Source organism: Saccharomonospora marina XMU15, from assembly GCF_000244955.1.
Lineage (GTDB): Bacteria > Actinomycetota > Actinomycetes > Mycobacteriales > Pseudonocardiaceae > Saccharomonospora_A > Saccharomonospora_A marina.
Genome location: NZ_CM001439.1, coordinates 2464441 through 2488294, shown reverse-complemented (window position 1 = coordinate 2488294; position 23854 = coordinate 2464441). Strand labels below are relative to the sequence as shown.

The window sequence follows — 23854 nt, the reverse complement described above, 5'->3', positions numbered from 1 at the left end:
TCCTATAGGAGGCTCATTGTGCAAGTGGCTAAGCCACTAGACCAAGGGTGGGCATCATGATGCTGTCGGATGTCACCGTTCTCGACCTGACCCGCGCACTCGCCGGTCCCCATGCCGCGATGATGTTCGCAGACCTCGGGGCACGGGTAATCAAGGTGGAGACGCCGGTGACCGGGGACGACACGAGGTGGTGGGGACCGCCGTTCGTCGGCGAGGGATCGAGGCGTGAATCGACGTACTTCATGTCCTGCAACCGGAACAAGGAGTCGGTGACGGCCGAACTCAAGAGCCAGGAAGGCAAGGACTTCTTGCGACGCCTCGTGGCCCGCTGCGACGTCCTGATGGAGAACTTCCGTCCGGGGGTGCTCGACCGGCTGGGTTTTCCGATCGAGAGGCTGCATGAGCTCAATCCCGGGCTCGTGGTCATGTCGATCACGGGATTCGGCCACGACGGTCCCGAGGGCGGCCGAGCGGGCTACGACCAGATCGCCCAGGGCGAGGCCGGACTGATGAGTGTGACCGGGCCGGACCCGTCGGTGCCGACCAAGGTCGGCGTTCCCATCGGCGACCTGCTGGCGGGGATGTACGGGGCCTTCGGGGTTCTCGCCGCCTTGCACGAGCGCCGCCGGACCGGCCGAGGGCGGGTCGTTCGCACCAGCCTGCTCGCCGCACTCGTGGGCGTGCACGCGTTCCAGGGGACTCGCTACACGGTGGCGGGTGAGGTTGCTCGAGGTATGGGCAATCACCACTCCTCGATCGCGCCCTACGGTCTGTTCCGCACCGCCGACGCTCCGGTACAGGTGGCGGTCGGTAGCGAGGCGCTGTGGCGCGCGTTCGCCCCGCTGGTGGGCCTGGACGTGGACGACGAACGGTTCACCAGCAACGAGAAGCGGGTGGCTCACCGGGCCGAACTGGTCGGCCGGATCGAGAGTGCCTTCGCGACCGAGGGTGCCCAGGTCTGGCTCGCCCGGCTCGCCGAAGCGGGGGTGCCCGCAGGCAAGGTCCGCACACTCGACGACGTGTACACCTGGGAACAGACCCGCTCGCAAGGGCTGCTGATCGACGTGGAACACCCCACCGCGGGGCCGATCCGGCTCCCCGGCCCGCCGTTGCGATTCGACGACAACCCATATGCCGGTGACCGCGAGAAGCACCTACCGCCGCCACTGCTCGGCGAGCATGACCGCAGTGTCAGGCAGTGGCTGGACGAACTCGAAGCCGGGGAGCGATCGTGAGTGCGGGGCCAAGCGCGCGGGAGTTGCTCGATCTCGTGCTCGACGAGGCAACTTTCGTCTCCTGGGACGAGCCGCCGGTGGACCCGCCCATGTCGGCCTCCTACGCGGAGGAACTGGCGGCGGCCCGGAACCGGACGGGCCTCGACGAGGCGGTGCTGACCGGCGAGGGCAGGATCGGCGGACGTCGGGTCGCGGTGATGGTGAGTGAGTTCGCCTTCCTGGCCGGTTCCATCGGCGTGGCCGCCGCGGACCGGCTGGTCCGGGCCACCGAACGCGCTACCGAGGAAGGTCTGCCCCTGCTGGCCGCCCCGGTGTCCGGTGGAACACGCATGCAGGAGGGAACACCCGCCTTCGTGCAGATGGTGAGGATCACCGCCGCGGTCGCCGCTCACAAGGCAGCGGGCCATCCGTACCTGGTGTATCTGCGGCATCCGACGACCGGTGGTGTCTTCGCGTCCTGGGGCTCGCTCGGTCACGTGACCGTCGCGCAGCCGGGTGCCCTGGTGGGGTTCCTGGGACCGCGCGTGTACGAGAGCCTCTACGGCAGGGCTTTTCCCGAGGGCGTGCAAACCTCGGAGAACCTCTACGCGCACGGTCTCGTGGACGGGGTCGTCGAGCCGGAACGGATCGCCGAACTGCTGGGACGGGCACTCGACGTGCTGTGTGCTGATCGTCGCGTCGAGGCCGGGCCCGCCGAGCCGGAGCGGCTGCCGCTGCCGGATGTGGACGCCTGGGAGTCCATCACACGGTCGCGGCGACCGGACCGACCGGGCGTGCGGCGCCTCCTGCACTATGCGGCGGACGACGTCCTGCCGCTGAACGGGACAGGCGAGGGAGAGCGAGATCCTGGACTGCTGCTGGCCTTCGCGAGGTTCGGCGAAGCCCGCTGCGTCTTCCTCGGACAGGATCGACGCGGCCAGACCGAGGACACGCCGTTGGGTCCCGGTGCCCTTCGCGAAGCGCGGCGCGGGATGCGGCTGGCCGCCGAACTCGAGTTGCCGCTGGTCACGGTGATCGACACAGCGGGCGCCGCGCTGTCCGTCGACGCCGAGCAGGGAGGTATCGCGGGCGAGATAGCTCGTTCGCTCGCCGATCTGACGATGCTCGAAGCGCCGACGGTGACTCTGCTGCTCGGCCAGGGCACCGGCGGTGGGGCACTGGCACTGTTGCCCGGCGACCGCGTGATCGCGGCCCAGCACAGCTGGTTGGCACCGCTGCCGCCGGAAGGTGCCAGCGCCATCGTTCACCGCGACACCGATCACGCGCCGGAGTTGGCGCAGGCTCAGGGTGTTCGCTCCGCTGACCTGCTCGCGGCCGGGATCGTGGACCGCGTCGTACCCGAGTACCCAGACGCGGCCGAGGAGCCCGAACAGTTCTGCCTGCGGGTTGGCCGCGTACTGCGTGAGGAACTCACCGCGCTCGCCCACGAGGACGCCGCCTCGCGGCTGCGTAGCCGGCTGCGCCGCTACAGCAGGATCGGCAGGTGAAGGGCAGCACCGGGCAACCGGGCCGCGACCGCCGCGGCCTTGCCCCGGATCACCCGGCACACCGCGATCGCTCGACAAGGGCGGGGACATCGGCCAGCCTGTCCGCCACCAGGCCGGGTCTCGGCCCCTCGGGATCCAGCTGGTGGCCCGGCCTGCGCAGCCGCACCACCGGGATTCCCGCTTCGAGAGCGCCACGAACGTCTCGTGCCGAGGTAGCCACGTGCACCATCGACCCGAGGGCTTCCCGTGCTCGCAGGTAGATCCGGGGATCGGGCTTGTAGGCACGGAGTCGCTCGGAGGTCAGCACCAGGTCGGGGTCGAGATAGCGGGCGGCCGCGGTCCGGCGGAACAGGTGATCGTCCACGTTGGACAGTAGACCGATCCGGTGCCGCTCGGCCAGCACCGGCATCGACTCGGCCACGTCGTCCCACAGCGGCCATTCGGGTAACGAATTGAGCATGCGCTGCAGGTCATCGCGGGCATCACCGTGCAGCGCATGCGCCGCATAGCTGCTTGCGAGCGCCTCCCGGGCAAGGGTGGTGTACGGAACCCACCGAATGCTGGCACGCTGTGCGGCCTTGTTGCGCCGGTCCCACTCCTCGTACACCTCGTGCCCGGTCCTGTGCCAGCCGCGGGCCACACTGATGCCGCACAGCGCCGTTGAGCCCCCTGACCTGGAATCGATGAGCGCGCTGAACAAGTCGAAGGTCACGACCGGCGGCTGGTTCGCCCGCATCCTGTGGTTCCGGCGATCAGAACAGCAGCCCGGGCAGCCACGTCACGAGGCCGGGGAAGACCGACAGCAAGACGATGCCCGCCGCGAGCACCACGACGTAGGGCAGCGCGCCGAGCAGGATCTCCTTGATCGGCACGTCCGGCGCGATCCCCTTCAGCACGTAGAGGTTCAACCCCACGGGCGGCGTGATGAGGCCCATCTCCATGTTCAGCGTCATGATGATGCCGAACCAGATCGGGTCGAACCCGAGACCGACGATCAGCGGCAGCAGCACCGGCGTGACCATCACGATGATCGACACCGGTGGCAGGAACAGGCCCATGATCAGCAGCAGAACGTTGATCACGAGCATGACCAGCCAGCGGTTGACCTCCATCTCCGTGACCAGCATCGCCAGGTCCTGAGGCACGCTCAGGAAGCTCAGCACGGTGGCGATCACCGCGGAGAAGGCCGTGATGAGCAGGATCATCGTGCTCTGGTTGGTCGTCTCGAGCAGTACCCGCAGGAACTGCCGACCTTTCAGTTGCCGGTACACCAACGCGATGAGGACGAAGACGAGGACGACACCGACCGCCGCCGCCTCGCTCGGCGTCGCGATTCCCGCGTACAGCACGCCTAGGATCGCGACGATGAGGGCGAGAAACGGGAAGGTGCGCAGCAACGCGCGGAACCGCTCGCCCCAGGTGTACCCGGGCGTCACGTAACCGTCCTGCACGCCGGTGTCCGAGAGACCGGCCGACGCCTGCCCTGCCGCGACCGTCGCACGCGCTTCCCGCTGCGAGGAACGCGCCTCCGCGCTGACCGCGATGAAGATCCAGACGACGAAGAGGATCGTCACGAGGATGCCGGGGACGATCCCGGCCGCGAACAACTGGCCGATGGAGACCTCGGCCGCGATGCCGTAGAGGATCAGCGTGACGCTCGGGGGGATCAGAATTCCGAGGGTGCCTCCGGCGGCGATGGCGCCCGCGGCCACCCGTGCCGAGTATCCGCGAGCCTGCATCTCCGGAACCGCGACGCGGCCGATCGCCGCCGCGGTGGCGGGACTCGACCCGGTGAGAGCGGCGAACACCGCGCAAGCTAGCACGCTGCTCATACCCAGGCCTCCCCGAATCCGGTTCAGCCACGCCTCCCCTGCCGCGAACAGTTGCCTACTGGCCGCCGACCCGCCGAAGAGGTTGCCCATGAGCACGAAGAGCGGGATCGCAAGCAGCCCGAAGTCGTTGGTGGAATCGAAGAGCAGCTTCCCGAACAACTCGAACTCATCCGGGTCCAGGAAGAGCAGGATGGAGATGATGGCCGTAAGCCCAAGGGCGAAGGCGATCGGCATGCCGGTCACGAAGAGAACGAGGCCGATCACGCCGATGATCGCACCGGTCGTCAATGAGTTCACGAGCGGCCGTGCCTTTCGTCGGCGGGAAGTGGTTCAGCAGGTGAAGCGGCGGCTTCGGCCGTGTTCGCGTCCGTGTCCGAAGCTTTGTCCGCGTCGCGGGGACCGGCTTCGATCGCCGATGCCAGTTCGGTGTTTCCCTGTCCGAGCAGGGCGGCGTGCTCCGGTTCGGATCCGCCCGGCAGCAGGGTCTTCACCCCGTCGACGATGAACGCCATGAGCTGGAAGGCGACTAGCAGCATGCCCAGCGGCAGGATGGCGTAGACGACCGCGAGCGGGGCGCGCAAGGCCGTCGGTGATCGGTAGTCGCCCTCCACCGCCTCCCACCACGTGTGGAACGAGGTCCAGATCACCGCCGCGACGACGAGGAGCGCGAGCACCGACGTCGCGATGCGCACCGCGAGCCGGTTACGGACCCGCAGCCGCCCGACGAGCAGGTCCACGCCCACGTGAGCGTGGTGCTTGAGCCCGTAGGCCGCGCCGACGAAAGTCACGAAGATGAGCAGGTAGATGCTGACTTCGGTCTGCCACACGGTCGGCTGCCCGAACAGGTAGCGCGACAACACCCCGTGGACCATGGCGACCGTCGCCAGGACCAGCGCCAGGCCGCTGAGGTAGCCCGCGCCCTCCGACAACGCGTTGGCCCACCGAAAGCTCAGCAGATACTTGAGCAGGCGCATGACGCTCTCCGAATTCCGTTTCGTTACCGCGACAGCACGTTGGGCCCTCCGCGCGGGGAGGGCCCAACGCGGGAGATCATTTCCCGGATGCCTGCTTCGCCAGCTCCAGAAGTTCCTTACCGTTCGGAGCGGAGCTCGCGAAGGCGTTCCACTGCTTCTGCGCCAGCTCGCGCCACTCGTCGAAAGCGGCGTCATCCATGGTCACGACCTCGACACCGGCGTCGGAGAACACCCTCGCGACCCGTTGGTCGTCTTCCTCCGACGCGGAGTAGGCGAAGTCCTGCAACTCCTGGCCGACCGCAGTCAGGGTGTCCTGCTGCTGCTTGCACAGCCCGTCGAAAGCCTCGGTGCTGATGATGAGCGGCTCGAACATGAACCAGAAGGTGTTCTCAGTCGGCGAGGTGAACGACTTGACCTGCTCCTGCAGGTTGTAGGAGGCGAACGAGCCGGTCGAGGTGACCGCGGCGTCCAGGACCCCCGTCTGCATCGCGGTGTAGATCTCGTTCGAAGGCAGGCTCGAGATGCCCGCGCCCGCGTCCTCGAGCATGCGTTCCACGTAGCTGCCCGCGGCACGCATGGTCATGCCCGGCTTGACGTCGCCCGGCGAGACCACAGGCTGTCCCTTGGAACCGACCGCCCCGGCGTTCCACACCCAGGTGAGCACCTTCGACCCGTTCTCCTCCATCACACTCTCGAGCCGCTTGCCGATCTCGGCCTGCTGCCAGGCCTGCGCCTCCTGGTGGTTACGGACCATCGCGGGCATCAGCGTGATGCTGAAGTCGGGGTGACGGCCCGAGGCGTAGTCCAACGGGAACACCGACATGTCCACGGAGCCCTGCTGCATCGCGTCGTACTGCTCCGTGGACTTCACCAGGGAGCTGTTGGGGAAGATCTTGACCTCGACCTGGTCGTTGGTCTGCTCTGCCACCTTGTCGGCGAACCGCTGCGCGAGTTCGGCACGGAAGTCGCTGCCCTCGTCGCCGGTCGCGGCGGGCCACTGGTGTGACAGGCGAAGCGTGGTGCTTTCGCAATCGCCCGACGCTGCGTCGCTGGAGCCGCCTCCACCACCGCAGGCGGTGAGTACCAGCACGGGCACCAGGGCCGTTGCGACGACGCAGGCGGGGCGGCTTCGCAGCTTCTTCATGCTTCTTCTCCTTTGCCGAGACGGACCGGCTCCCCGTCCCGTGAGTGGCATAGTGGCTCAGCCAGTGGACGCTGAGTGTTACCCAGCTCTCATCTTGTGGTCAAGCAGCTTTGTTCCGTCGCTGGTAACGGCGGGCGCTCCGTTACCACAATGTGACCTGTCGCGGGCGCTGGCCGCCGGCTTTCCCACCGTCGGGTTCGCGGGCTGCCCTGCCGCGACCGGCAACCTCGTTACCGGCTTGGCCTGCACCGGACTCGGTGACGTCGCAGTGGACGATCACGACGGTGGCCAGCCTGGCATCGATCGATGCCAGGCATCCCTCGGGCAGTCGCGCCTGCGGACCAGGACGGCTGTGGCCATGGGTCGATGAGCCAACCGGACGAACCTGTCGTCGCCGAGGTAGCCGGTGCAACCCGCGTTCGCCCGCAGGGCGAGGACCACCGGTACCACCATCGCCGACGCCTGTGTGTTGCGGCGGGTGGCGGACCCGTTCGGCCCAGCGTCCACTATCGACGGCGACTGCGCCGTGGTCACGTGGGCCGATCGGGCCGAACACCGTGGCCGGCATGCTTGCTCCTCCGGAGGTGAACGCCGGCACGCCTGCCGAACTCACCGGCACGCTCCCGGGCCGACTTCCCGTACCACCGTGTACGTCGAAAGCCCGCTCATCCGCGGTTCGGCCTTGCCGGAGAGCCCCTCCAGCGCCTTCTCGATGGCGGCCATCCGGGCTTCGGTGTCGGAGGTCTCGACAAAGTTGCAGTAGTCGGCCTCACTCTCCCAATGCACGATCGTATAGACCCGGGTTCCGTCCGTGCTCACCTGGAACCGCGCCGAACGGTATCCGGGATAGCAGCACACCCACTGCTCCTGGATCCGGGCGAATGCACTCACGAGCTCGGCCTGAGTCGCAGGTCCGTCCACTGTGTAGTCGATGATCGAGTAGAAGCCGCGATCGGTGTTCATGTCGGTCCTCCAGCCGTCGGTCGCGGGCCAGGCGGCCCTGAGCTGATTCTGAAAGCTCTAGATTGCTAGAGGTCAACAGTGGCCGTGATGACACCGGATTGCCGGCTCACAGCCGGCCGGCCCGAGCTCGGCGCGAGATGCGAACCGTTGCACGCCTGGCTGCCGCCTCCGGCGGCAGCCGGACAAACCACGCGGTGCTGCGGCCTCAGCACCGGGAGCTTCCCGGGGGCGAGCTGAGCGGTGCGGGTCAGGAACGCGACGCCTCGCGGTCGTGGACGAGCCGTCCGCCGAAGTAGGTCTGCTCGACCGTCGTGGCGTGGATCTCGCCGGGATCGATGTCGAAGAGATTGCGGTCCAGCACGATGAAGTCGGCGGCGAAGCCGGGTGCCAGGCGCCCCGCGATGTCGCCGATCCCCATGGCCCGCGCCGGATTGGTTGTGAAGGCGGCGAGCGCTTCCGGCAGGCTGACGGCTTGTCCGGGGTTCAGCGCCCCCGGGAACCTCTCATCGGGATTGCGGCGCGTCACGAGCGTTTCAAGGCCGGTCCACGGATGGGGAGTCGGCGCGGCACACGGCCAGTCGGAACCGGCCGCGACGAGCGCGCCGGAGTCGAGGAGATCGCGCACAGGCCATGATGTGTCGACCAGTTCCTCGTCGACCTGCGCGCTGATGCTCTGCTGGATGACGCTCGGGTACCAGATGTAGGGCGACAGGTCGGCTACGACGTCCAGCTCGGCGAAGCGGGCGACGTCGTCGCGGTGCACGAACTCCGTGTGGGCGATCTGCAGCCGGATGCCGGAGCCGGTGCGGGCGCGGAGCCGTTCCGCCGCGTCGAGCACCCGGCGCACGGACGCGTCGCCGGTGGCGTGCAGCTTCGCCCCCAGCCCGAGTTCGGCGCAGCGGAGCAGCTGGTCGGACAGGTCGTCGAGGGTCCAGTAGATCTCGCCGTGGAAGGGCTCGGCTCCGCCGTGGTGGCACTTGTACGGCGAAAGCAGCGCGGTGGTACGTGTCATCGGGACGCCGTCGAGGACGATCTTGACGAAGTCCGGGCGGACGAGCTCGCCGCGAAGCTCCGCCAGCCTGGCGATCAGGTCCTCGCCGACGACACCTTCCTCCAGGAACGGCCGCACCGGCGCGGAGAGCACGGCGCGGACGTTGAGCTCTCCGGCGACCTCGAGCTTGTGCAGCGCGGTCGCGGGGCGCAGCATCGTGGCCGCCTCCTGCACGGACGTGACACCGTAACCGCCCAGGATCTCGATGGCCTTGCGCATCGCGGTCGCCGTCCGGGATTCGGGGTCGGTGACCGATCGGGCGAAGGCCGCCTCGGCCCGCCCGGACGCCGACTCGTGCAGCACTCCGGTGAACCGTCCGCGCGCGTCGCGGACGTACCGGCCGCCCTTGGGATCGGGCGAGTCCACCGTGACGCCCATCGCCTCCAGTGCGCGGGAGCTGACCCACCGGTTGTGCATCGTGTCGTCGCGCAGCATGACCGGTCTGCCTCCGGCGGCCTCGTCCAGCCGCTTCAGGACGTCGCCGTCGGTCAGCCCGTCCAGCACCGTGCTGCCGACGATGCCGCCGACGACCCACTCTCCTGGCTCCAGGTCGAGCGCCCAGCGGCGCACCTTCTCCAGGACGGTGTCCAGCTCGTCGGTCGGCAGCAGCGGGAGTTCGAAAGCGGCCTGGCTGCCGCCCAGGTTGAGATGCACGTGCCCGTCGATCAGGCCGGGCATCACCATCGCGCCGCCGAGGTCACGCACGATCGTTGCGGGCCCTGCCAGCGGCAGGACTTCTGCGGTCGTGCCCACCGCGACGAGCACGCCGTTTCGCACCGCCAGCGCCTCCGCCCAAGGGCGCCGAGGGTCCTGTGTCCAGATCCGACCGGCTGTCACGACGAGGTCGGCCCGCGTTTCGGTCATGGCTGGTCCCTTCAGCGGCGGCAGTGCGCTGACACCGACGGCGGCACGTCGAGGGTGGGGTTGCGGTCGAAGAAGCCGACCGGCCTGAGGGTGAAGCCGGTGTAGTCGACCGGCATGATCGGCCAGTCCTCCGGGCGCGGCACGTGAGTGAGCCCGAAGGTGTGCCAGACGACGACGTCCTCGCCGTCGAGCGGGCGATCCTGCGCGGCGTAGGCCGGCAGTCCTGCCCCACCGGCATGCTGGTTGACGAAGTCGCCCGCCGAATAGCGCTCGGCGGGGTGATAGCGCGTGACCCACAGATGCTTCGTGGCGAAGGCCGCGCGGCGGGCGATGGACGACCGCGGGTCGGCGAGCAGGGTCGGCAGCCCCTCGGGGATCAGGGCGTAGCTCACGGGCCGTCCGAGCCGGTTCCGGCGGTCCGGGTTGACGATGTGCCACACCCTGTTGCGTGCGGGGTCGGCGTCACGCTGGGCCTGGGACTCCGAGTGAAGAACCGTGGCGCGGGTGGTGAAGGCGTTGCCACGGGGGTTGTCCGGGCCGATCGGCACCCGCTCGACGTCGACCTCCTCGACCCTGTTGCGCAGGCCGTCGACCATCATGTCGAGCCGGGCGCTGAACAGGTGCTGATGCAGGGGCGCGCCGAGCCCGGGACCGATCTGCGACGCGTAAGGGTAGTCGCCTCCGTCGTGGGCCGAGGTGAAAACCACGCCCGTGGCCTTGGCCTCGAAGCCGATGGTGCCGTCGAGGTAGAGGTACCAGTAGAAGCCGTAGTCGTAGTTGCCGACCGTGGTGAAGAAGGACACCACCAGCCTGCGCTGTCGCCGGGTCTGCGCCGAACCGGACCACAGGTCGGTGTGCTTCCACAGGATCCCGAAATCCTCTTCGTGGATGCAGACGGCGTTCGGGAGGGTCTTGGGTTCGCCCCGTTCGTCGGCGATCACGGCGTCCAGGTAGGTGATCTCGCCGAGGCAGTCGCAGCCGAGCTCGAGCGCGTTGGCGTAGCGCCCCACCAGGTACTCGCCGGTGTCGAAGTAGTTCTGCCACGACCGCACCGGCGCTGGATCGGCGTAGGGCACCACCATCTCGGCGATCGAGGCGCGGTAGACGATTGGCCGGACACCGTCCCCTTCGTCGAAACCGATCTGGTGCAGGACAAGTCCTTCGCGGGCGTCGAAGCCCACGCGAAGGGACCATTTCTCCCACGTCAACAGGTTGCCGTCGAGGTGAAGGCTCGAGCCCTGCGGCTGGCTGATCTCGATCGGCTTCTGGGTGGTGCGCGCGGGTCCGCTGACGGCGGGGTCGTCGTAGTTGCCGGACTCCCGAGGAATCGGCACCGGGCCGGTGTCGATGACGCGATCGACCACCCGGTTCATGGTGTCGACGTAGGCGACCAGGCCGTCGATCGGGTGCGCCCATGCGGAGTCGTCGTCGGTTTCCTGCAGGAAGGCCAGGCCACGCAGCATCCGGCGCCCCGTCTCCTCGGGGTACTCGTCGGCGTAGACGCCTGCCGACAACGGAGCGACGCGGACCTGCTCCACCGCGAGACCGCGAGCTTGGAGTGCGGCGAGCCAGCGTTCGTCGGTGGCCAGTATCTCCTCGACGAGTCCGAACTCCTCGTCCAGCACCGGAAGCTGCCCACCGGTAGTGGTGTCGAGTTCGGTGACGGACACGATCTCGGCGGCGGTCACATCGATGACGACATCGGTGGAGACGCGGGTGGCCAGATCCAGCAGCAGGGCGCGGAATCGGCGTGCAGGGGGCCGGGCGGGCTCGTGGCCGAGGACCTCCTCCTTCGCGGGCTCGGAGAGCCCGACATAGACGAAGCGCGTGCTGTCGGCGACCAGGCCTGCCTTGTCGGCCACCCGGCGGACCGTCCGGATCTCCTCGGCTGTCACCGGTGCGAGTGGATGCCCTGCCATCGCGTCCTCCTCGAAGCGTATCGCCGACACGCTATCCTGAGCACTTGTACAAAAACAGGGCCCGCAGGTAACGACTGAGTTACGCCCTATCCTGGAAAGGCCCGGTAACCAGCGGAAAGAGATCACTCGTGCCCAAAATCGTCGATCACGACGCGCGTAGACGCGAGATCATCGGCGTGGTGTGGCGACTCGTCGCCGAAGAGGGCATCCAGTCTGTGACCACCCGCCGGATCGCCGAGGCCGCCGGGTTCGCCAACGGCGCGCTGCTGTACTACTTCCCCAACAAGGACGCCGTGCTCACCGCGGCTTTCCAGCACATCTTCGATGCGACGAACCAGCGTGCCGACAGGGCGGACGGCAACCGCAGGGGGCTGGCAGGGCTTCGCACCCTGTGCCAGGAGATCATGCCGCTCGACGACGAACGCGTCACCGAGGCGCGGCTGGCGATCACATTCTGGCAGCAGGCACTGAACTCCCCCGAGAAGGCAGCCATACACGCCCGCTTCATGAACCAATGGCGCGCCGAGATGAGCGACCGGCTCCGCGAGGCCTGTGCGGACGGCGAGATCCCCGACCTGTCCAGCGTCGACGCCGTCGTGGACGAGCTACTGTCCATGCTGATGGGTTTGCAGATCCTCGGTGTGCTCTCCCCGAACGAGGCCACACCGCAGCGGCAACTGGCACAGCTGGACGAGTTCTTCGCCCGCCTGCGAGGCGACGTCCGTGGCTGACTCGACAGTCCATTGTGGGAAATACGCGAGCGGGCGCCGCGACTTCACCTTGTCACCGCTCCCGCCTGCCCTGCTCGACCGAGTCGCACCTCACCGCAACACCACCGTGCCACCACGCTCACGTTCCGCGCCGTCGACTCCGCGCGGTCGACCCTGCGCGCAGGAACCTCACCTGCTCGGCACGGATCGTGTCAACGTCGAGCATCGACCTGCCCCGCGGACTCGAACGGCTCCTCGGCCAGGCGTTGGTAGGCGGCCTCGATGACGTTGTCCGCCTCGACCGCAGCCTCCAGCAGGCTCTTGCCCTGCTCCGTGCGCCGTGCGACGGCTCGGTGCCAGCGGTCGAGATTCTCCTTGCTGAGCTCGAGGAACTTGCGCGCCGGAGCCGAAAGCGGCGAGCTGGCCATGATGGCGTAGATCGGTCGCATCGTCAGCGGATCGACCATGCGCAGGTTCGCACCCCGCCGTCGAGCGTCGAGAGCCTGCCGCATCGGCAGGAACGCGGCACCCGCTCCCGCGACGATCAGCGGAACCAGGCCCGCGGACTCGGAGACATCGACGACCACGGCTGGTTCGACTCCACCGGCGTCGCGGATCGACTGTAGGTAGGACCGGCCGAACCCGCGATCGACGATCATGGGAAGGCCGTCGAGCATCTTGATGGGGACCGGGTCGGGGAACTCCGTTCGCCAGCCGGGTGGCAGGGCCAGCACCACCTCGCCGTCACCGACGTGAACGCATTCGATCCCCTGCCGCGACACGGAACTCACGGTGTAGGCGAGTTCGGCTTCGCCCGACCTGATCAGTGCGACGATGTCGTCGGTGTCTCCGTGGTGCTGTGTCAGCCTGACGGTCAGGCCGGGGTGCTTGCGGCGGAAGTGGCCCACCCACGCGGCCAGGAAGTTCGAGGTGAGCGCTGCGGAGATGGCGAGGTCCACCCGCCCTCGCTCCAGCCCGCGGTAGTCGTCGGCGACCTGGCGGGCGTGCTGCAGGTCGCGCACGACCTGGCGCGCAGGCCCGACAAGCGCTTCGCCCGCCGGGGTGAGTACCAGTCCGCGCCCGACGCGCCGGAACAGTTCGATGCTGAGCTCCGCCTCCAGCCTGCGGATGATCTGCGACACCGAAGGCTGGGCGAGATACAGAGCGGCCGCCGCCCGCGTGATGCTGCCGTGATCGACGACGGCGAGGAAGCATTCGAGCTCGTGGACCTTCATCGTATGATCCAAGGCCCGCCTCACCTCGCGGGTCAAGGCTGGTACCGCCGGAGCTCGTCGTTGTCCGCGCCCGCCTTCGGTACCGCCCGGCCCGGTGCCGGGTCGACACCGTCGAGGCTGAACGGCAGCGACGGGATCGGGTAACGCTCGCCGTCCGGGCTCACCCCGGTGGTCAGGATGCTGCTGGCCCGGGTATCGGCCGAGGCGGCAACCTCGCCGTAGGTGCGCACAGCCGCCGCGACGAGGCCACGGTCCGCCAACGCGGCGAGGCATTCGTCGGTCGGGACAGCTCCGAAGGCTTGCGAGATCTCGGCCAGCAGCACGTCCCGGTGCGCGACCCTGGACGGATTGTCGGCGAAGCGTGGGTCCTCGATCATCCAGCTCTTGCCCATGAGCTCGCACAGCCGGGCGAAGTGCTCAGGGGTGTAGGCCGACAGCACGATGGCTCCGTCGGCGGTACGGATGAGATCCGCCGCCGGGGCCACCGTCGCCTGGCCGTTGCCCTTCCTGCGGGGTTCCTGGCCGGAGGTGTGCCACTCGCCCCACATCGCCGACTGCATGTGGATCATCGCGTCCACCAGCGACACCTCGACGACAGCGCCCCGACCGGTGCGCTCGCGACGCAGCAGCGCGGCCAGTACGGCCTGTACGACGGCGTAGCTGGCGGCGACGTCCGCGATCGGAAACCCGACCCGCAGCGGATCGCCGTCCTGCTCCCCGTTGATCGACATCAGGCCACTCTCAGCCTGCGCGGCGATGTCGAGGCCCGCCCGTGACGCCGAAGGCCCCTTGGAGCTGAACCCGCTGACCGATACGTAGACCAGCCCCTCCCGGACCGGCACGAGGTCGTCGGGGCCGAGCCCGCGGCGGGCCATCGCCCCGGCCCGAAGGTTCTGGACGACGACGTCGGCCTCCGAGATCAGGCGCTTCGCGGCGTTCCTGTCGTCGTCGCTGGTGAGATCGAGCACGACCGACTTCTTGCCCCGGTTGAACGCGAGAACGATTCCCTCGCCGTAGGCGCCGATGCCGCGGGCCTGGTCGCCGGTCGGTGGTTCCACCTTGACGACCTCCGCGCCGAGATCGGCCAGCAGTTGGGTCGCCGCGGGAGCGGCGATGTAGTGACCGAACTCGACGACGCGAATACCCGCGAGCGGGCTCGCAAGTGGGTTGGTCATGTCGCTCCTACTCCCCGGTGAAAACCGGTTTGCGCTTCTCCAGGAACGCGCGAGCCGCCCGGCGCGCGTCTTCGCTGCGCGCACAGTCCACCATGCGCGGCACCTCGCGCTCGAGGTACTCGGCAAGGGTCAACCGCTCCGCGTCGGCCAGGTTCTGCTTGGAGTACCGCATCGCCTTCGGCGCCTGCCCCGCGAGCTTGGCTACCAGTTCGCCGAGCCGGACCTGCGGGTTCGCCGCGATTTCGGTGACCAGCCCGGCCTGCAGCGCCTCCCCCGCCGTGAGCTTCCCCGGGTCGAGCAGGAGCGCCCGCGCACGGGCATCGCCGACCGCGCGAGTCAGCAGCCACGCGCTTCCCAGGTCACCGGACACGGCTGCGCTGACGAAAGCGGTGTTGAACACCGAATCGGGGGCGGCGAGCCGGAAGTCGGTGGCCAGCGCCAGGGAGAGACCGGCACCCGCGCACGCCCCGTTGATCGCGGCGATCGTCGGCGCGGGAAACGACGCGATCGACTCCACGAGGGTGGACGCCACGGCCAGCCGCTCCCGGTCGTCGGCGACGGAGTGTCCTCGCAGCGTGCGTGTTTCCTGCTCGCGCGCCCGCCCCGACGCCACCCGGGCCAGGTCGGCGCCGACACTGAAGTCGTGGCCGGCTCCGGTGAGGACCAGAACGCGCAGCCCTTCGGCGGCGTGAGCTCGCTCCATGGCAGCGAGCAGGTCCTCGACGAGCTGCCAGGAGATCGCGTTCCGACGCTGCGGCCGGTTGAGGGTCACGGTAGCGACGCCGCTGTCGAGTGTGAACAGCGCCGTTCCGGAGCCGATCGCGGTGCCGCTCATCGAGGCAGGCGCCACGCCGTGGGCGGCGGCTCGCCCGGTCGATGCGGGCTCGCCTCCCGCAGCTGTGCGGCCTGTGGTGAGTAGCGCGGGTGCATGCGGTGGTCACTCCCCTGTCCGAGATCGGATCGTGGTGTCGCCCGATACCCGCACCATCCTCGGAACGCCCGACGTAGCAAGTCAAAGAGCAAAATCGAACGCAACCCATTGCATCAGGCAATACCTGACTCATTGCGGTAGGCAATAGGTTCCTTTGGGTTCCCGTCTTTGACGTACTACTTCACCACGTTGTGGACTGTGTGACACCTCAACGGAGTGGATCGGTGTCATGGACTCTCGGCTCAGAGACGAGCAGGTCGCGATGAGCGGCGGCGGCTCTCAGCCTGGAACGAGCACGTGCTGCCGTAACCGCGGAACCGATCCGGTTGGCGGCGCCGCGGGTGTCACCCCGGAGCACGGCGCAAGCACGACCTTCACCCAAGTTTCCTCGGTTCGCGCGCGAATTCGGCGATGCAGGCCGGCACGATCCGATCCCCACGGCGACCGCGATCGAGCGGGCGCCCTTTCCTACACGGGAGTCGCACCATGAGTATTCGTCCGATTCGGCTGCGCCCGCGTGCCGCCATGTCCGCGATCATCGTGGCGGGAGCTCTTGTCGTGGCGGCGTGCGGCGGGCCACCGGGACAGGCCGCGTATCCGGCACGGGACGTGCAGATCGTCGTCCCCTATCCGGCGGGAAGCAGCATCGACACGACAGCGAGGGCGCTGGCCGAGGTCATCAACAGCCAGGGCAAGCTCGGCAAGCGCGTCCAGGTCGTGAACCGGGCAGGCGGAGCGGGCTCGGTCGGAACCACGGCCACGCTCAACGCAAAACCCGACGGCTACACCGTCGGCATCCTGCCGGACGGACCGCTCACCCTGGTCCCGCACACCGAAGAGGTCTCCTACGACCCGGAGAGCATCTCCGTCATCGATGAGGTGACGATCTCGCCGGTGATGTTCGTGGTACCGGCGGACTCGCCGTACCGGGATCTGGGTGACCTGGTCGACGCCGCCAAGGCCCGGCCAGGGGCGATCACGCTCGGCGAGGGCCCGTTGAACTACGCCGTCCCCGCTGAGAAGTTCGAGCAGTTGACCGGCACCAGATTCAAGCACGTCTCGTTCGACGGTGACCAGGCCACCACAACGGCGTTGCTTGGCAACAACCTCGATGTCGGCGTCATGCAGTTGGCGGGCGCCTTCGCGCAACTGGATTCGGGCAAGGTCCGCGCACTGGCCATCGGTTCCGCCGAGCGGGCCGACATCGCCCCTGACATTCCCACCTTCCAGGAACAGGGTGTCGACCTGGAGTGGGAGGCCTACAACGTCGTTGTAGCCCCACCCCAGCTACCGGATGCCGTGAGCAAGAAGCTCTCCGAGGTGTTCAGCTCGGCCGTCGCAAGCGCGGAATTCACCGAAGCGGCGCAGCAACTCGGCCTGCTGGTGAGTGACGCCGACAGTGCGCAGGCCGCGAAACGCCTGACCGACAAGTCCGCCGCGGCGGCGGATCTACTCGCGCCTTCGAGGTGACGACCATGACGGTGGGGTGGGTGCGCGGCAACGCCGACCCGATCGCGGCGGGGGCACTGCTGGGGCTGGGCCTGCTGTACGGCGGCCTTGCCCTCGATGAAGGGCTGGGCACCATCGCGGAAACCGGTGCGGGCTTCTTCCCCTTGCTCGTGGCGGTGGTGCTCGTGGCCTCCAGCGCCGCCGTGCTGCTACGCGAGCGGCGTCGCAGGACCGATTCCGGGCAGCCCGCAGCCGAGGACGGGGACGACTTCGCCGGTACGGTGCACTGGTGGCGGGTCATCGGGGTCGTGCTCGCCGCGCTGCTCGTGCCGCTGTTGGGCACCACCCTCGGGATGATCGTGACCCTGTCGATCTCGCTGGTGCTGATCGCCAAGATCATGGGCCTTTCGCGATGGAGCAGCGCGCTCATCCTCGGCGTCGCTTTCGGAGCGGCTACCTGGCTGATCTTCGTGTACTGGCTGTACGTCCCGCTGCCGACCGGAACCCTCGGACTGGTCTGACCCGAAAGGACGGCCGTGCTCGACAACCTCTGGGCTGGCTTCGCCACCTTCGCCGATCCGACCTACCTGATCCTCGCGGTAGCCGGAGTGGTGCTCGGCACGCTGGTCGGGGTACTTCCCGGCATCGGGCCGATCGGTGCGATGTCGGTGCTGCTCGGAATGACCACGCAGTTGGGGCCCGCTGGCTCGCTGATCCTGTTCGCCGGCATCTACTTCGGATCCACCTACGGCGGTTCGACGACCTCGATCCTGCTCAACGTCCCCGGCGAGGCGTCGTCGGTGGTCACCGCGCTCGACGGTCACCAGATGACGAAGCGCGGCAGGTCGGGACCCGCACTGGCGATCGCGGCGGTCTCGTCGTTCGTGGCCGGCACCGTCGCGATCCTCGGCCTCATGCTGTTCGCTCCGTGGCTCGGCGGCGTGGCGGTCGAGCTCGGGCCGCCGGAGTACCTGGCACTGTGCGTCGCCGGGCTGCTGCTTCTGGCGGCACTGTCCAGCGGGTCCACCGCGAAAGCCATCGTGATGATCGGCGCCGGGCTGGCCATCGGCACGGTCGGTATCGACCCGGCGGCAGGCGATCTGAGGTTCACGTTCGGCTCCGATGCGCTCGCGGAGGGATTCAGCTTCATCGCGCTGGTCATGGGCGTCTTCGGTGTCGCGGAGGCGTTGACGCTCGCGGGCAAGCGGTGGCGCCCGGAACCGGTCAAGGCTCCGAAGTTGCGTGAGTTGCTGCCCTCGCGGCGAGAGTCACGGGAGGCGGCACCCGCGGCGCTGCGCGGATCGGCGATCGGTTTCCTGCTCGGCCTTGTCCCGGGACCGGCAGCGGTGCTGTCCACGTTCGCCTCCTACGTCACCGAACGCAAGATCTCGAAGCGACCGGAGCGGTTCGGGTCGGGAGCCGTACAGGGAGTGGCGGGCCCGGAGGCGGCGAACAACGCGGCGGCCGGTGCCGCGTTCATACCGCTGCTGGTACTCGGCATCCCGTTCGCACCAACCATGGCGCTCGTGCTCGCGGCGCTGCTGCTCAACGGCATCGTTCCCGGCCCGACCTTCGTCGCCGACCAGCCCGAGCTGTTCTGGACGGTGATCGCGGCGATGTACATCGCCAACTTCATGCTGCTGGTGCTCAACCTGCCCATGGTCGGGCTGTTCACCCGGTTGCTGGCCATCCCGCCGCAGGCGCTGATGCCGTTCGTGATCGGCCTGTGCCTCGTCGGCGTGTACGCCGAAGGAAACTCGATGTTCGACGTGGTGGTCATGCTCGTCGCGGGTCTGATCGGCTTCCTGTTGCGCCGGTCCGGGTTCAGCATGGCACCCTTCGTGCTCGCGGTCGTTCTCCAACCCACACTCGAGACATCGCTGCGCCAGACCCTTTCCTACTCCGACGGCAACCCCGGCTACCTGCTGGGGCGACCTGTCGCGATGGCGATCTTCGCACTGGTGGTCGTGGCGATCGCAGTGTCCACCCACCGTGCGCTCAGTGCCCGAAAGCGCAACACCCCAACCACGAACGATGACCTCAGCCATGCGTCCCGGTCGTGACTGATGCCGGCCGGCAAGACTCCCAACGACCTCACCCGCAATGCTCGGCTTCGCAGCCGATCGACGCTTGAGCCCTTACATGACACCGAATCCGAGGAAGCTGCCCGCTCTCGCGGGTATGGGGACTTTCCGGCTTCCAGCTGAAGGCAAGGGAAGGCAGTGAGCATGCACCGTCGCTTCGTCATCACATTGCTTACGGCCGTTCTGCTGACCGGCATGCTCAGCGCGGTAACGCCCGCGCATGCCGGACACGGCACGGTCGTCCGGCACACGAGCCTCGGGCTCGTGAAGGGTATCGACGAGGATCGTTCGACCGGAACCTTCTCGTGGCTGGGAATTCCCTATGCCGAGCCCCCGGTCGGGGACTTGCGCTGGCGGGCGCCGGTCACCCACCGGCCTTGGCAGGGCATCCGGGACGCCCGGCGATACGGGCAGGGTTGCATCCAGGAAGGACGGATGTTCAGCCCCTCCCCCAGCGGCCCGCATTACGGGCTCGACATCCGGGACGGTCTGGACAAGCCCGTGGGCTCGGAGGACTGCCTCACGCTGAACGTGTTCCGCCCCTCGACGCCGCAGCGGAACCTGCCGGTCATCGTGTTCATTCACGGCGGCAGCAACATGGTCGGCTACTCCGCCGATCCGATGTACGACGGGCGCGCGCTTGCACGCAGGGCGAACGCTGTCGTGGTCACGGTGAACTACCGGCTCGGCGTCCTCGGGTGGCTCGACCTGCCCGGGCTCAAGACCGGCGACCCGCACACCGACTCGGGCAACTTCGGCACACTGGACCAGATCGAATCGCTGCGCTTCGTCAACCGGAACGCACGGGCCTTCGGCGGTGACCCCTCCAACGTAACCGTGATGGGCGAGTCCGCGGGCGCGGTCAACGTCTGGGCGCTCATGGTCTCACCACTGAGCAAAGGCTTGATCGACAAGGCGATCCCGCTCAGCGGCGGGCTGCAGTTCTCCACGCCGTCCTTGGCGCGAACCTACGCCGAGGCGTTCGCCGACGAGGCGGCAGGAGCGACTGACGATGTCGTGAGTCGACTCAGGTCGATGCCGGCCGAGGACCTCATTCGTGCGCAGGTGCGGCGTGGCGAGACGGCAGGTGACCCGCCCAGGGTGATCGCCGACGGCGTGGTGCTGCCCGAGGACTACCACGCCGCCATCGCGGCGGGCGAGTACCGCGACATCCCGGTGCTCGCGGGCAACACGCTAGAGGAGGGCAAGCTCTTCGGCTCGGCGATCGGCGCGTTCCGCCCGACCGACTACCAGCGCTTCACCTGGCAGTACCAGTTCGATCCCGACCGCCGCGCTCCACTGAAGGTCCGCGACTTCATCGTCGACGAGTACCTTCCCGCCGACCGTCCCGGCGGCTGGAACGACGCGGCCGATGGGTTGACCGACAGCATCTTCACGAGATTGGCCCTCGACTCCATGGGTTCGCTGCAAGCGGCCGGGCACGACGGCCTCTACTACTACCAGTTCGGCTGGGACCAGCAACCCGCTCCCTTCGACACCGTCTACGGTGCCGTGCACGCCATCGACCTGCCCTTCGTCTTCCGTACCTTCGATGAAGGGTTCTTCGCCTTCTCGTTCAGCCGCAAGAACGAGCCGGGACGCCTGCAACTGTCCAACCTCATGATCGCCGGCATCGGCGCCTTCGTCCGTACCGGCATGCCTCAGCATCCCGCGCTTGGCGCGAAATGGGAGCAGTGGCCACGCAGCATGGTGTTCGACGCAGGCAACCGTAAGGCGTCGGCCCGACCGGGCGAGGTCGAAACGCGATAGCGCCACCCTCGGCGTAGGAGATGCGCACGGCGCACCGCATTCACCGGTGTGCCGTGCGTCCCGTAGTGTCGGCCAGGGTGGTCTCGGCGACGAGAACTGGGCTGTGGCGGTGCGCCCGATCTGATTCGCCCTTGCCTTTTCGCGGCACCGAGTCTCTCGCCGAGTTCACCGCCGACCCGCACCGTGAGTCGGCCGATGCGAGTCGGCATGGACGTGTGTGCGGACTCCCTGCGGGTCGAACAGGATGAGTAGCTCGACGACGCCACCGTCGGCGCTGCCCAGCCAGTGCGGCGAGGACGTGTCGAACTCGGCGGCCTCACCCGGCGGCAACGTCAGGTCGCGCTCGTCGAGCACCAGCCGCAGGTGTCCGTTGAGCACGTACAGCCATTCGAAGCCGTCGTGGGTCTGCGGGGTCGGTTCGAGTGGTTCCGGCTGAGCGGGGATGATCATCTTGAACGCCTGTACCCCGCCCGGGCGCCGGGAAAGGGGCACGAAGGTCATCCCGAACCGGCGGATCGGTGTGAGATGGATGCGGGGATCGCCGGTGCGCGGGGCACCCACGAGGTCGTCCAGCGGAACGTTGTAGGTGCGCGCCAGCGGCAGCAGCAACTCCAGGGTCGCGCGGCGCTGCCCGCTCTCCAGCCGGGACAGCGTGCTCTCCGACACTCCGGTTTTCGTCGCGAGGTCGGCGAGGGTGATGCCACGGTGACGACGCAACGCGCGAAGTCGCGGCCCCACCGTGTCGAGTACCTCGTGCGTGTCGCGGTCCACGAGACCATCTTGCCAGAACCGCAAGATTGCGTGCCAGATCGGTGTGCGCCCGGAGAAGCTGGTCCCATGAGAGCACAACCCAGCGCCGCCGATGCGGTCACCTTCTGGGACGGAGTGCACGCATCCCGACCCGCCACCACCAGGCCCCGGCCGAACGCCCGACTGACCGAAACCGTTACCGGCGTGCCACCCGGCGACGCCCTGGACCTCGGCTGTGGCAACGGCGGCGACGCGCTGTGGCTGGCGGGACAGGGCTGGCACGTCACCGCCGTCGACATCTCGGCCGTGGCGATCGAGCGGCTCGCCGCCCTCGCCAGGGCCCACGGCACCGGCGATCGAGTCACCGCCGTGCGGCACGACCTTGGCCAGGCCTTCCCGCCCGGCGAGTTCGACCTGATCTGCGCCCACTACCTGCACACCCCGTTCGCTCTGCAGCGCGCAGCCGTGCTGCGCTCGGCCGCGCACGCGTTGCGCGTGGGCGGGCGGCTGCTGGTCGTCGATCACGGCTCGACCGCGCCGTGGTCGTGGAACCAGGATCCCGACGTCCGGTACCCGAGCCCGCGAGAGGTCGCCGAGGGCATCGACCTGGACGCGGCGACCTGGACGGTCGAGCGGGCCGACGCACCCCGCAGGATCGCGATCGGGCCAGGCGGGCACACCGCCGAGGTCACCGACCATGTCCTGCTCATCCGCCGCGCCACCTGACCCAGCGGGCAAGCCCGCCCAGACACAGGAAGGAACTCGCCGTGCCCACCGTGACCCGCGGCAACCGCCGCCGTGACACCCCACCGCCGCGCACCGGCAGCAGCGAGACCGAGGTCTTGCGCGGATTCCTCGACTACCTCCGCACCTCGATCGCCGCGAAGGTCGACGGTGCAGCAGAACCTCGGGCCCGCACCGCCGCGGTACCGTCGGGCACGAACCTGCTCGGCCTGCTCAACCACCTGACGTTCGTCGAGCGCTCGCTCTTCCTCGGCGCCGACGTCACCGACTGGCAGGCGACCTTCCATGCCGCACCAACCGACAGCGTCGCCGACGTCGTCGCTCGCTACCGGCAGACCGTGCAGCGCGCCAACGAGGTACTCGACGGCTGCACCGATCTCGCCGCACCGGTCCCCGCACCACGTACGGGACGTCGCACTCCCAGTGTCCGCTGGGCACTCACCCATATGATCGAAGAGACCGGCAGGCACGCGGGGCACGCCGACATCCTGCGCGAGCTCATCGACGGCGCGACCGGGCGCTGACTCTGCCCACCCGCATCGACAGCAGCCCACGCCGGCCGCGGCCCCGACATCGACGGAAACGGCTTCCCCACCACCTGACTACGCCAGCGGAGTCTCGACCGGGACATGCGGCTCGACCGGCCTGGCTGAAGCGGCCTTGCCGGTCGTCGCCGAACGAATTCGCCGCCGGAGGTTGCCTGCTCGACGGTTCCCCGCTCGCCCAACGGCACCGGCGCAAACCCGTGCCCCGAAGCAGGAGGAGTCACAACCGCCGGAACACAAGCAGCTCCGTCCTTCCGCCGCTGAGCGGAACGAACCGGCTTCCCAGCAGCGCCAGGCCGTGCCGAGCGAGGAGGTCGATCGCCCACTCCCTCGGTGTCACCGAGTAGATCGTGGCGCTGCCCGGCTCACTGAGCCACCCCTTGATCACGACCTCGTCCACGCAGTCCTGCGTGATGACATCGAATGCGACCACCCCTCCTGACCGCACCACGCGTGCCATCTCCTTGAGGTAGCCGACCGTGACGATGAACGGGATGTACACGAACAGTTTGTGCGCGTGAACCAGATCGACCGACGCCGACGCCGTCGGCCTGAGCGTGTGACCGTCAGCCGGTCGCACCGTCACGTTCGGGAGTTCGCGGAGGAAACGACGCCAGTCCGGTGCGGTTTCGTACACCTCGTACACGTCCGGTTCCAGCGCTGCCAGGACCTTCCTGGCATAGCGGCCCGATCCGGCACCGATCTCGCACACCCGCGATACCCGCTGATCCAATCCGCCCAGCTCGATCATCGCGTCCACGGTCGCGGCCGTTGCCCCCGGCTCCGCGCTGTAGGCGTCGAGGTAGTCACCCACCGACATGCCCGCACGTTTGGCTTTCGCCACCGTCCTGCGGGCGGGCAGGAACGGGCTGATGCCCGGGTCCGTGGTGAACCCTCGGACCACCTGCACTCCCAGCGGACGCAGGGCACGGTTGACGCCGTCTCGGAGGATAGTCAAGGTCGACATGGGACTCCGCTCGCCGAGGGAAACC

At 68.4% G+C, this 23854-nt stretch carries 21 protein-coding genes; 9 read left to right on the top strand and 12 right to left on the bottom strand.

Translation table 11 applies throughout. From position 1 onward, the window contains the following. Window positions 1-56: 56 nt before the first annotated feature. Window positions 57-1235: a CaiB/BaiF CoA transferase family protein gene (locus tag SACMADRAFT_RS11800; protein WP_009154047.1), complete on the top strand. Its 1179-nt coding sequence runs from the start codon at window positions 57-59 to the stop codon at window positions 1233-1235. Next, complete coding sequence (locus SACMADRAFT_RS11795; protein ID WP_009154046.1) at window positions 1232-2722, top strand: carboxyl transferase domain-containing protein; 1491 nt, start codon at window positions 1232-1234, stop codon at window positions 2720-2722. Before SACMADRAFT_RS11800 ends, SACMADRAFT_RS11795 begins: the two co-directional genes overlap by 4 nt. 49 nt (window positions 2723-2771) lie before the next feature. On the opposite strand, the gene SACMADRAFT_RS11790 is transcribed toward SACMADRAFT_RS11795, so the two are convergent. The 7 genes from SACMADRAFT_RS11790 to SACMADRAFT_RS11755 form a co-directional block, all read right to left on the bottom strand. Beyond that, on the bottom strand, window positions 2772-3434 hold the full coding sequence (locus SACMADRAFT_RS11790) for an HAD family hydrolase (RefSeq protein ID WP_232285578.1): 663 nt from the start codon (window positions 3432-3434) through the stop codon (window positions 2772-2774). A 40-nt stretch (window positions 3435-3474) separates the two neighbouring features. Continuing rightward, window positions 3475-4851 carry a TRAP transporter large permease gene (locus tag SACMADRAFT_RS11785; RefSeq protein ID WP_009154044.1) on the bottom strand — a complete coding sequence of 459 codons (1377 nt, stop codon included), beginning with the start codon at window positions 4849-4851 and terminating at the stop codon, window positions 3475-3477. Further along, the gene (locus SACMADRAFT_RS11780; protein ID WP_009154043.1) at window positions 4848-5528 is read right to left on the bottom strand and encodes a TRAP transporter small permease; all 681 of its coding nucleotides are present in this window, start codon (window positions 5526-5528) and stop codon (window positions 4848-4850) included. The genes SACMADRAFT_RS11785 and SACMADRAFT_RS11780 overlap by 4 nt, the downstream gene beginning before the upstream one ends. A gap of 76 nt (window positions 5529-5604) precedes the next feature. Beyond that, window positions 5605-6672 carry a TRAP transporter substrate-binding protein DctP gene (gene dctP / locus SACMADRAFT_RS11775; RefSeq protein ID WP_009154042.1) on the bottom strand — a complete coding sequence of 356 codons (1068 nt, stop codon included), beginning with the start codon at window positions 6670-6672 and terminating at the stop codon, window positions 5605-5607. Window positions 6673-7281: 609 nt separating this feature from the next. Further along, window positions 7282-7635, bottom strand: a complete 354-nt coding sequence (locus SACMADRAFT_RS11765; RefSeq protein WP_009154041.1) for an antibiotic biosynthesis monooxygenase family protein — start codon at window positions 7633-7635, stop codon at window positions 7282-7284. 247 nt (window positions 7636-7882) lie between these two features. Beyond that, window positions 7883-9550 (bottom strand): amidohydrolase, encoded by a 1668-nt coding sequence (locus SACMADRAFT_RS11760; protein ID WP_009154040.1) that lies wholly within the window; start codon window positions 9548-9550, stop codon window positions 7883-7885. Window positions 9551-9561: 11 nt separating this feature from the next. After that, the gene (locus SACMADRAFT_RS11755; protein ID WP_009154039.1) at window positions 9562-11469 is read right to left on the bottom strand and encodes a primary-amine oxidase; all 1908 of its coding nucleotides are present in this window, start codon (window positions 11467-11469) and stop codon (window positions 9562-9564) included. Between the two features lie 128 nt (window positions 11470-11597). On the opposite strand from SACMADRAFT_RS11755, the gene SACMADRAFT_RS11750 reads away from it, so the two are divergent. Then, entirely contained in the window at window positions 11598-12200 is a 603-nt protein-coding gene (locus tag SACMADRAFT_RS11750; RefSeq protein WP_009154038.1) for a TetR/AcrR family transcriptional regulator, read from the top strand. A 191-nt stretch (window positions 12201-12391) separates the two neighbouring features. Here SACMADRAFT_RS11750 and SACMADRAFT_RS11745 read toward each other — a convergent pair whose 3' ends face one another. The 3 genes from SACMADRAFT_RS11745 to SACMADRAFT_RS11735 are packed head-to-tail and all read right to left on the bottom strand — an operon-like array spanning window position 12392 to window position 15424. Beyond that, window positions 12392-13414, bottom strand: a complete 1023-nt coding sequence (locus tag SACMADRAFT_RS11745) for a LysR family transcriptional regulator (RefSeq protein ID WP_009154037.1) — start codon at window positions 13412-13414, stop codon at window positions 12392-12394. A 32-nt stretch (window positions 13415-13446) separates the two neighbouring features. Beyond that, window positions 13447-14589 (bottom strand): CaiB/BaiF CoA transferase family protein, encoded by a 1143-nt coding sequence (locus tag SACMADRAFT_RS11740; RefSeq protein WP_009154036.1) that lies wholly within the window; start codon window positions 14587-14589, stop codon window positions 13447-13449. 7 nt (window positions 14590-14596) lie between these two features. Next, the gene (locus SACMADRAFT_RS11735; RefSeq protein ID WP_009154035.1) at window positions 14597-15424 is read right to left on the bottom strand and encodes an enoyl-CoA hydratase/isomerase family protein; all 828 of its coding nucleotides are present in this window, start codon (window positions 15422-15424) and stop codon (window positions 14597-14599) included. A gap of 582 nt (window positions 15425-16006) precedes the next feature. Here SACMADRAFT_RS11735 and SACMADRAFT_RS11730 point away from each other — a divergent pair. From SACMADRAFT_RS11730 to SACMADRAFT_RS11715, 4 genes are all read left to right on the top strand, one after another. After that, a complete protein-coding gene (locus SACMADRAFT_RS11730; protein ID WP_009154034.1) occupies window positions 16007-16990 on the top strand; it encodes a tripartite tricarboxylate transporter substrate binding protein in 984 nt (327 codons plus the stop codon). 5 nt (window positions 16991-16995) lie between these two features. Beyond that, a complete protein-coding gene (locus SACMADRAFT_RS11725; protein WP_009154033.1) occupies window positions 16996-17490 on the top strand; it encodes a tripartite tricarboxylate transporter TctB family protein in 495 nt (164 codons plus the stop codon). 15 nt (window positions 17491-17505) lie between these two features. Further along, window positions 17506-19032, top strand: a complete 1527-nt coding sequence (locus tag SACMADRAFT_RS11720; protein WP_009154032.1) for a tripartite tricarboxylate transporter permease — start codon at window positions 17506-17508, stop codon at window positions 19030-19032. A gap of 165 nt (window positions 19033-19197) precedes the next feature. Next, window positions 19198-20823, top strand: coding sequence for a carboxylesterase/lipase family protein (locus SACMADRAFT_RS11715; RefSeq protein WP_009154031.1), 1626 nt, complete (start codon window positions 19198-19200; stop codon window positions 20821-20823). Between the two features lie 165 nt (window positions 20824-20988). On the opposite strand, the gene SACMADRAFT_RS11710 is transcribed toward SACMADRAFT_RS11715, so the two are convergent. Then, on the bottom strand, window positions 20989-21594 hold the full coding sequence (locus SACMADRAFT_RS11710; RefSeq protein WP_009154030.1) for a helix-turn-helix domain-containing protein: 606 nt from the start codon (window positions 21592-21594) through the stop codon (window positions 20989-20991). A 66-nt stretch (window positions 21595-21660) separates the two neighbouring features. On the opposite strand from SACMADRAFT_RS11710, the gene SACMADRAFT_RS11705 reads away from it, so the two are divergent. Then, window positions 21661-22299 (top strand): class I SAM-dependent methyltransferase, encoded by a 639-nt coding sequence (locus SACMADRAFT_RS11705; protein ID WP_009154029.1) that lies wholly within the window; start codon window positions 21661-21663, stop codon window positions 22297-22299. 41 nt (window positions 22300-22340) lie between these two features. Beyond that, entirely contained in the window at window positions 22341-22841 is a 501-nt protein-coding gene (locus SACMADRAFT_RS11700; protein WP_009154028.1) for a DinB family protein, read from the top strand. Between the two features lie 241 nt (window positions 22842-23082). Here the strand turns inward: SACMADRAFT_RS11700 and SACMADRAFT_RS11695 are convergent, their stop codons facing one another. Next, window positions 23083-23829: a class I SAM-dependent methyltransferase gene (locus tag SACMADRAFT_RS11695; protein ID WP_009154027.1), complete on the bottom strand. Its 747-nt coding sequence runs from the start codon at window positions 23827-23829 to the stop codon at window positions 23083-23085. Between the last annotated feature and the right edge of the window lie 25 nt (window positions 23830-23854).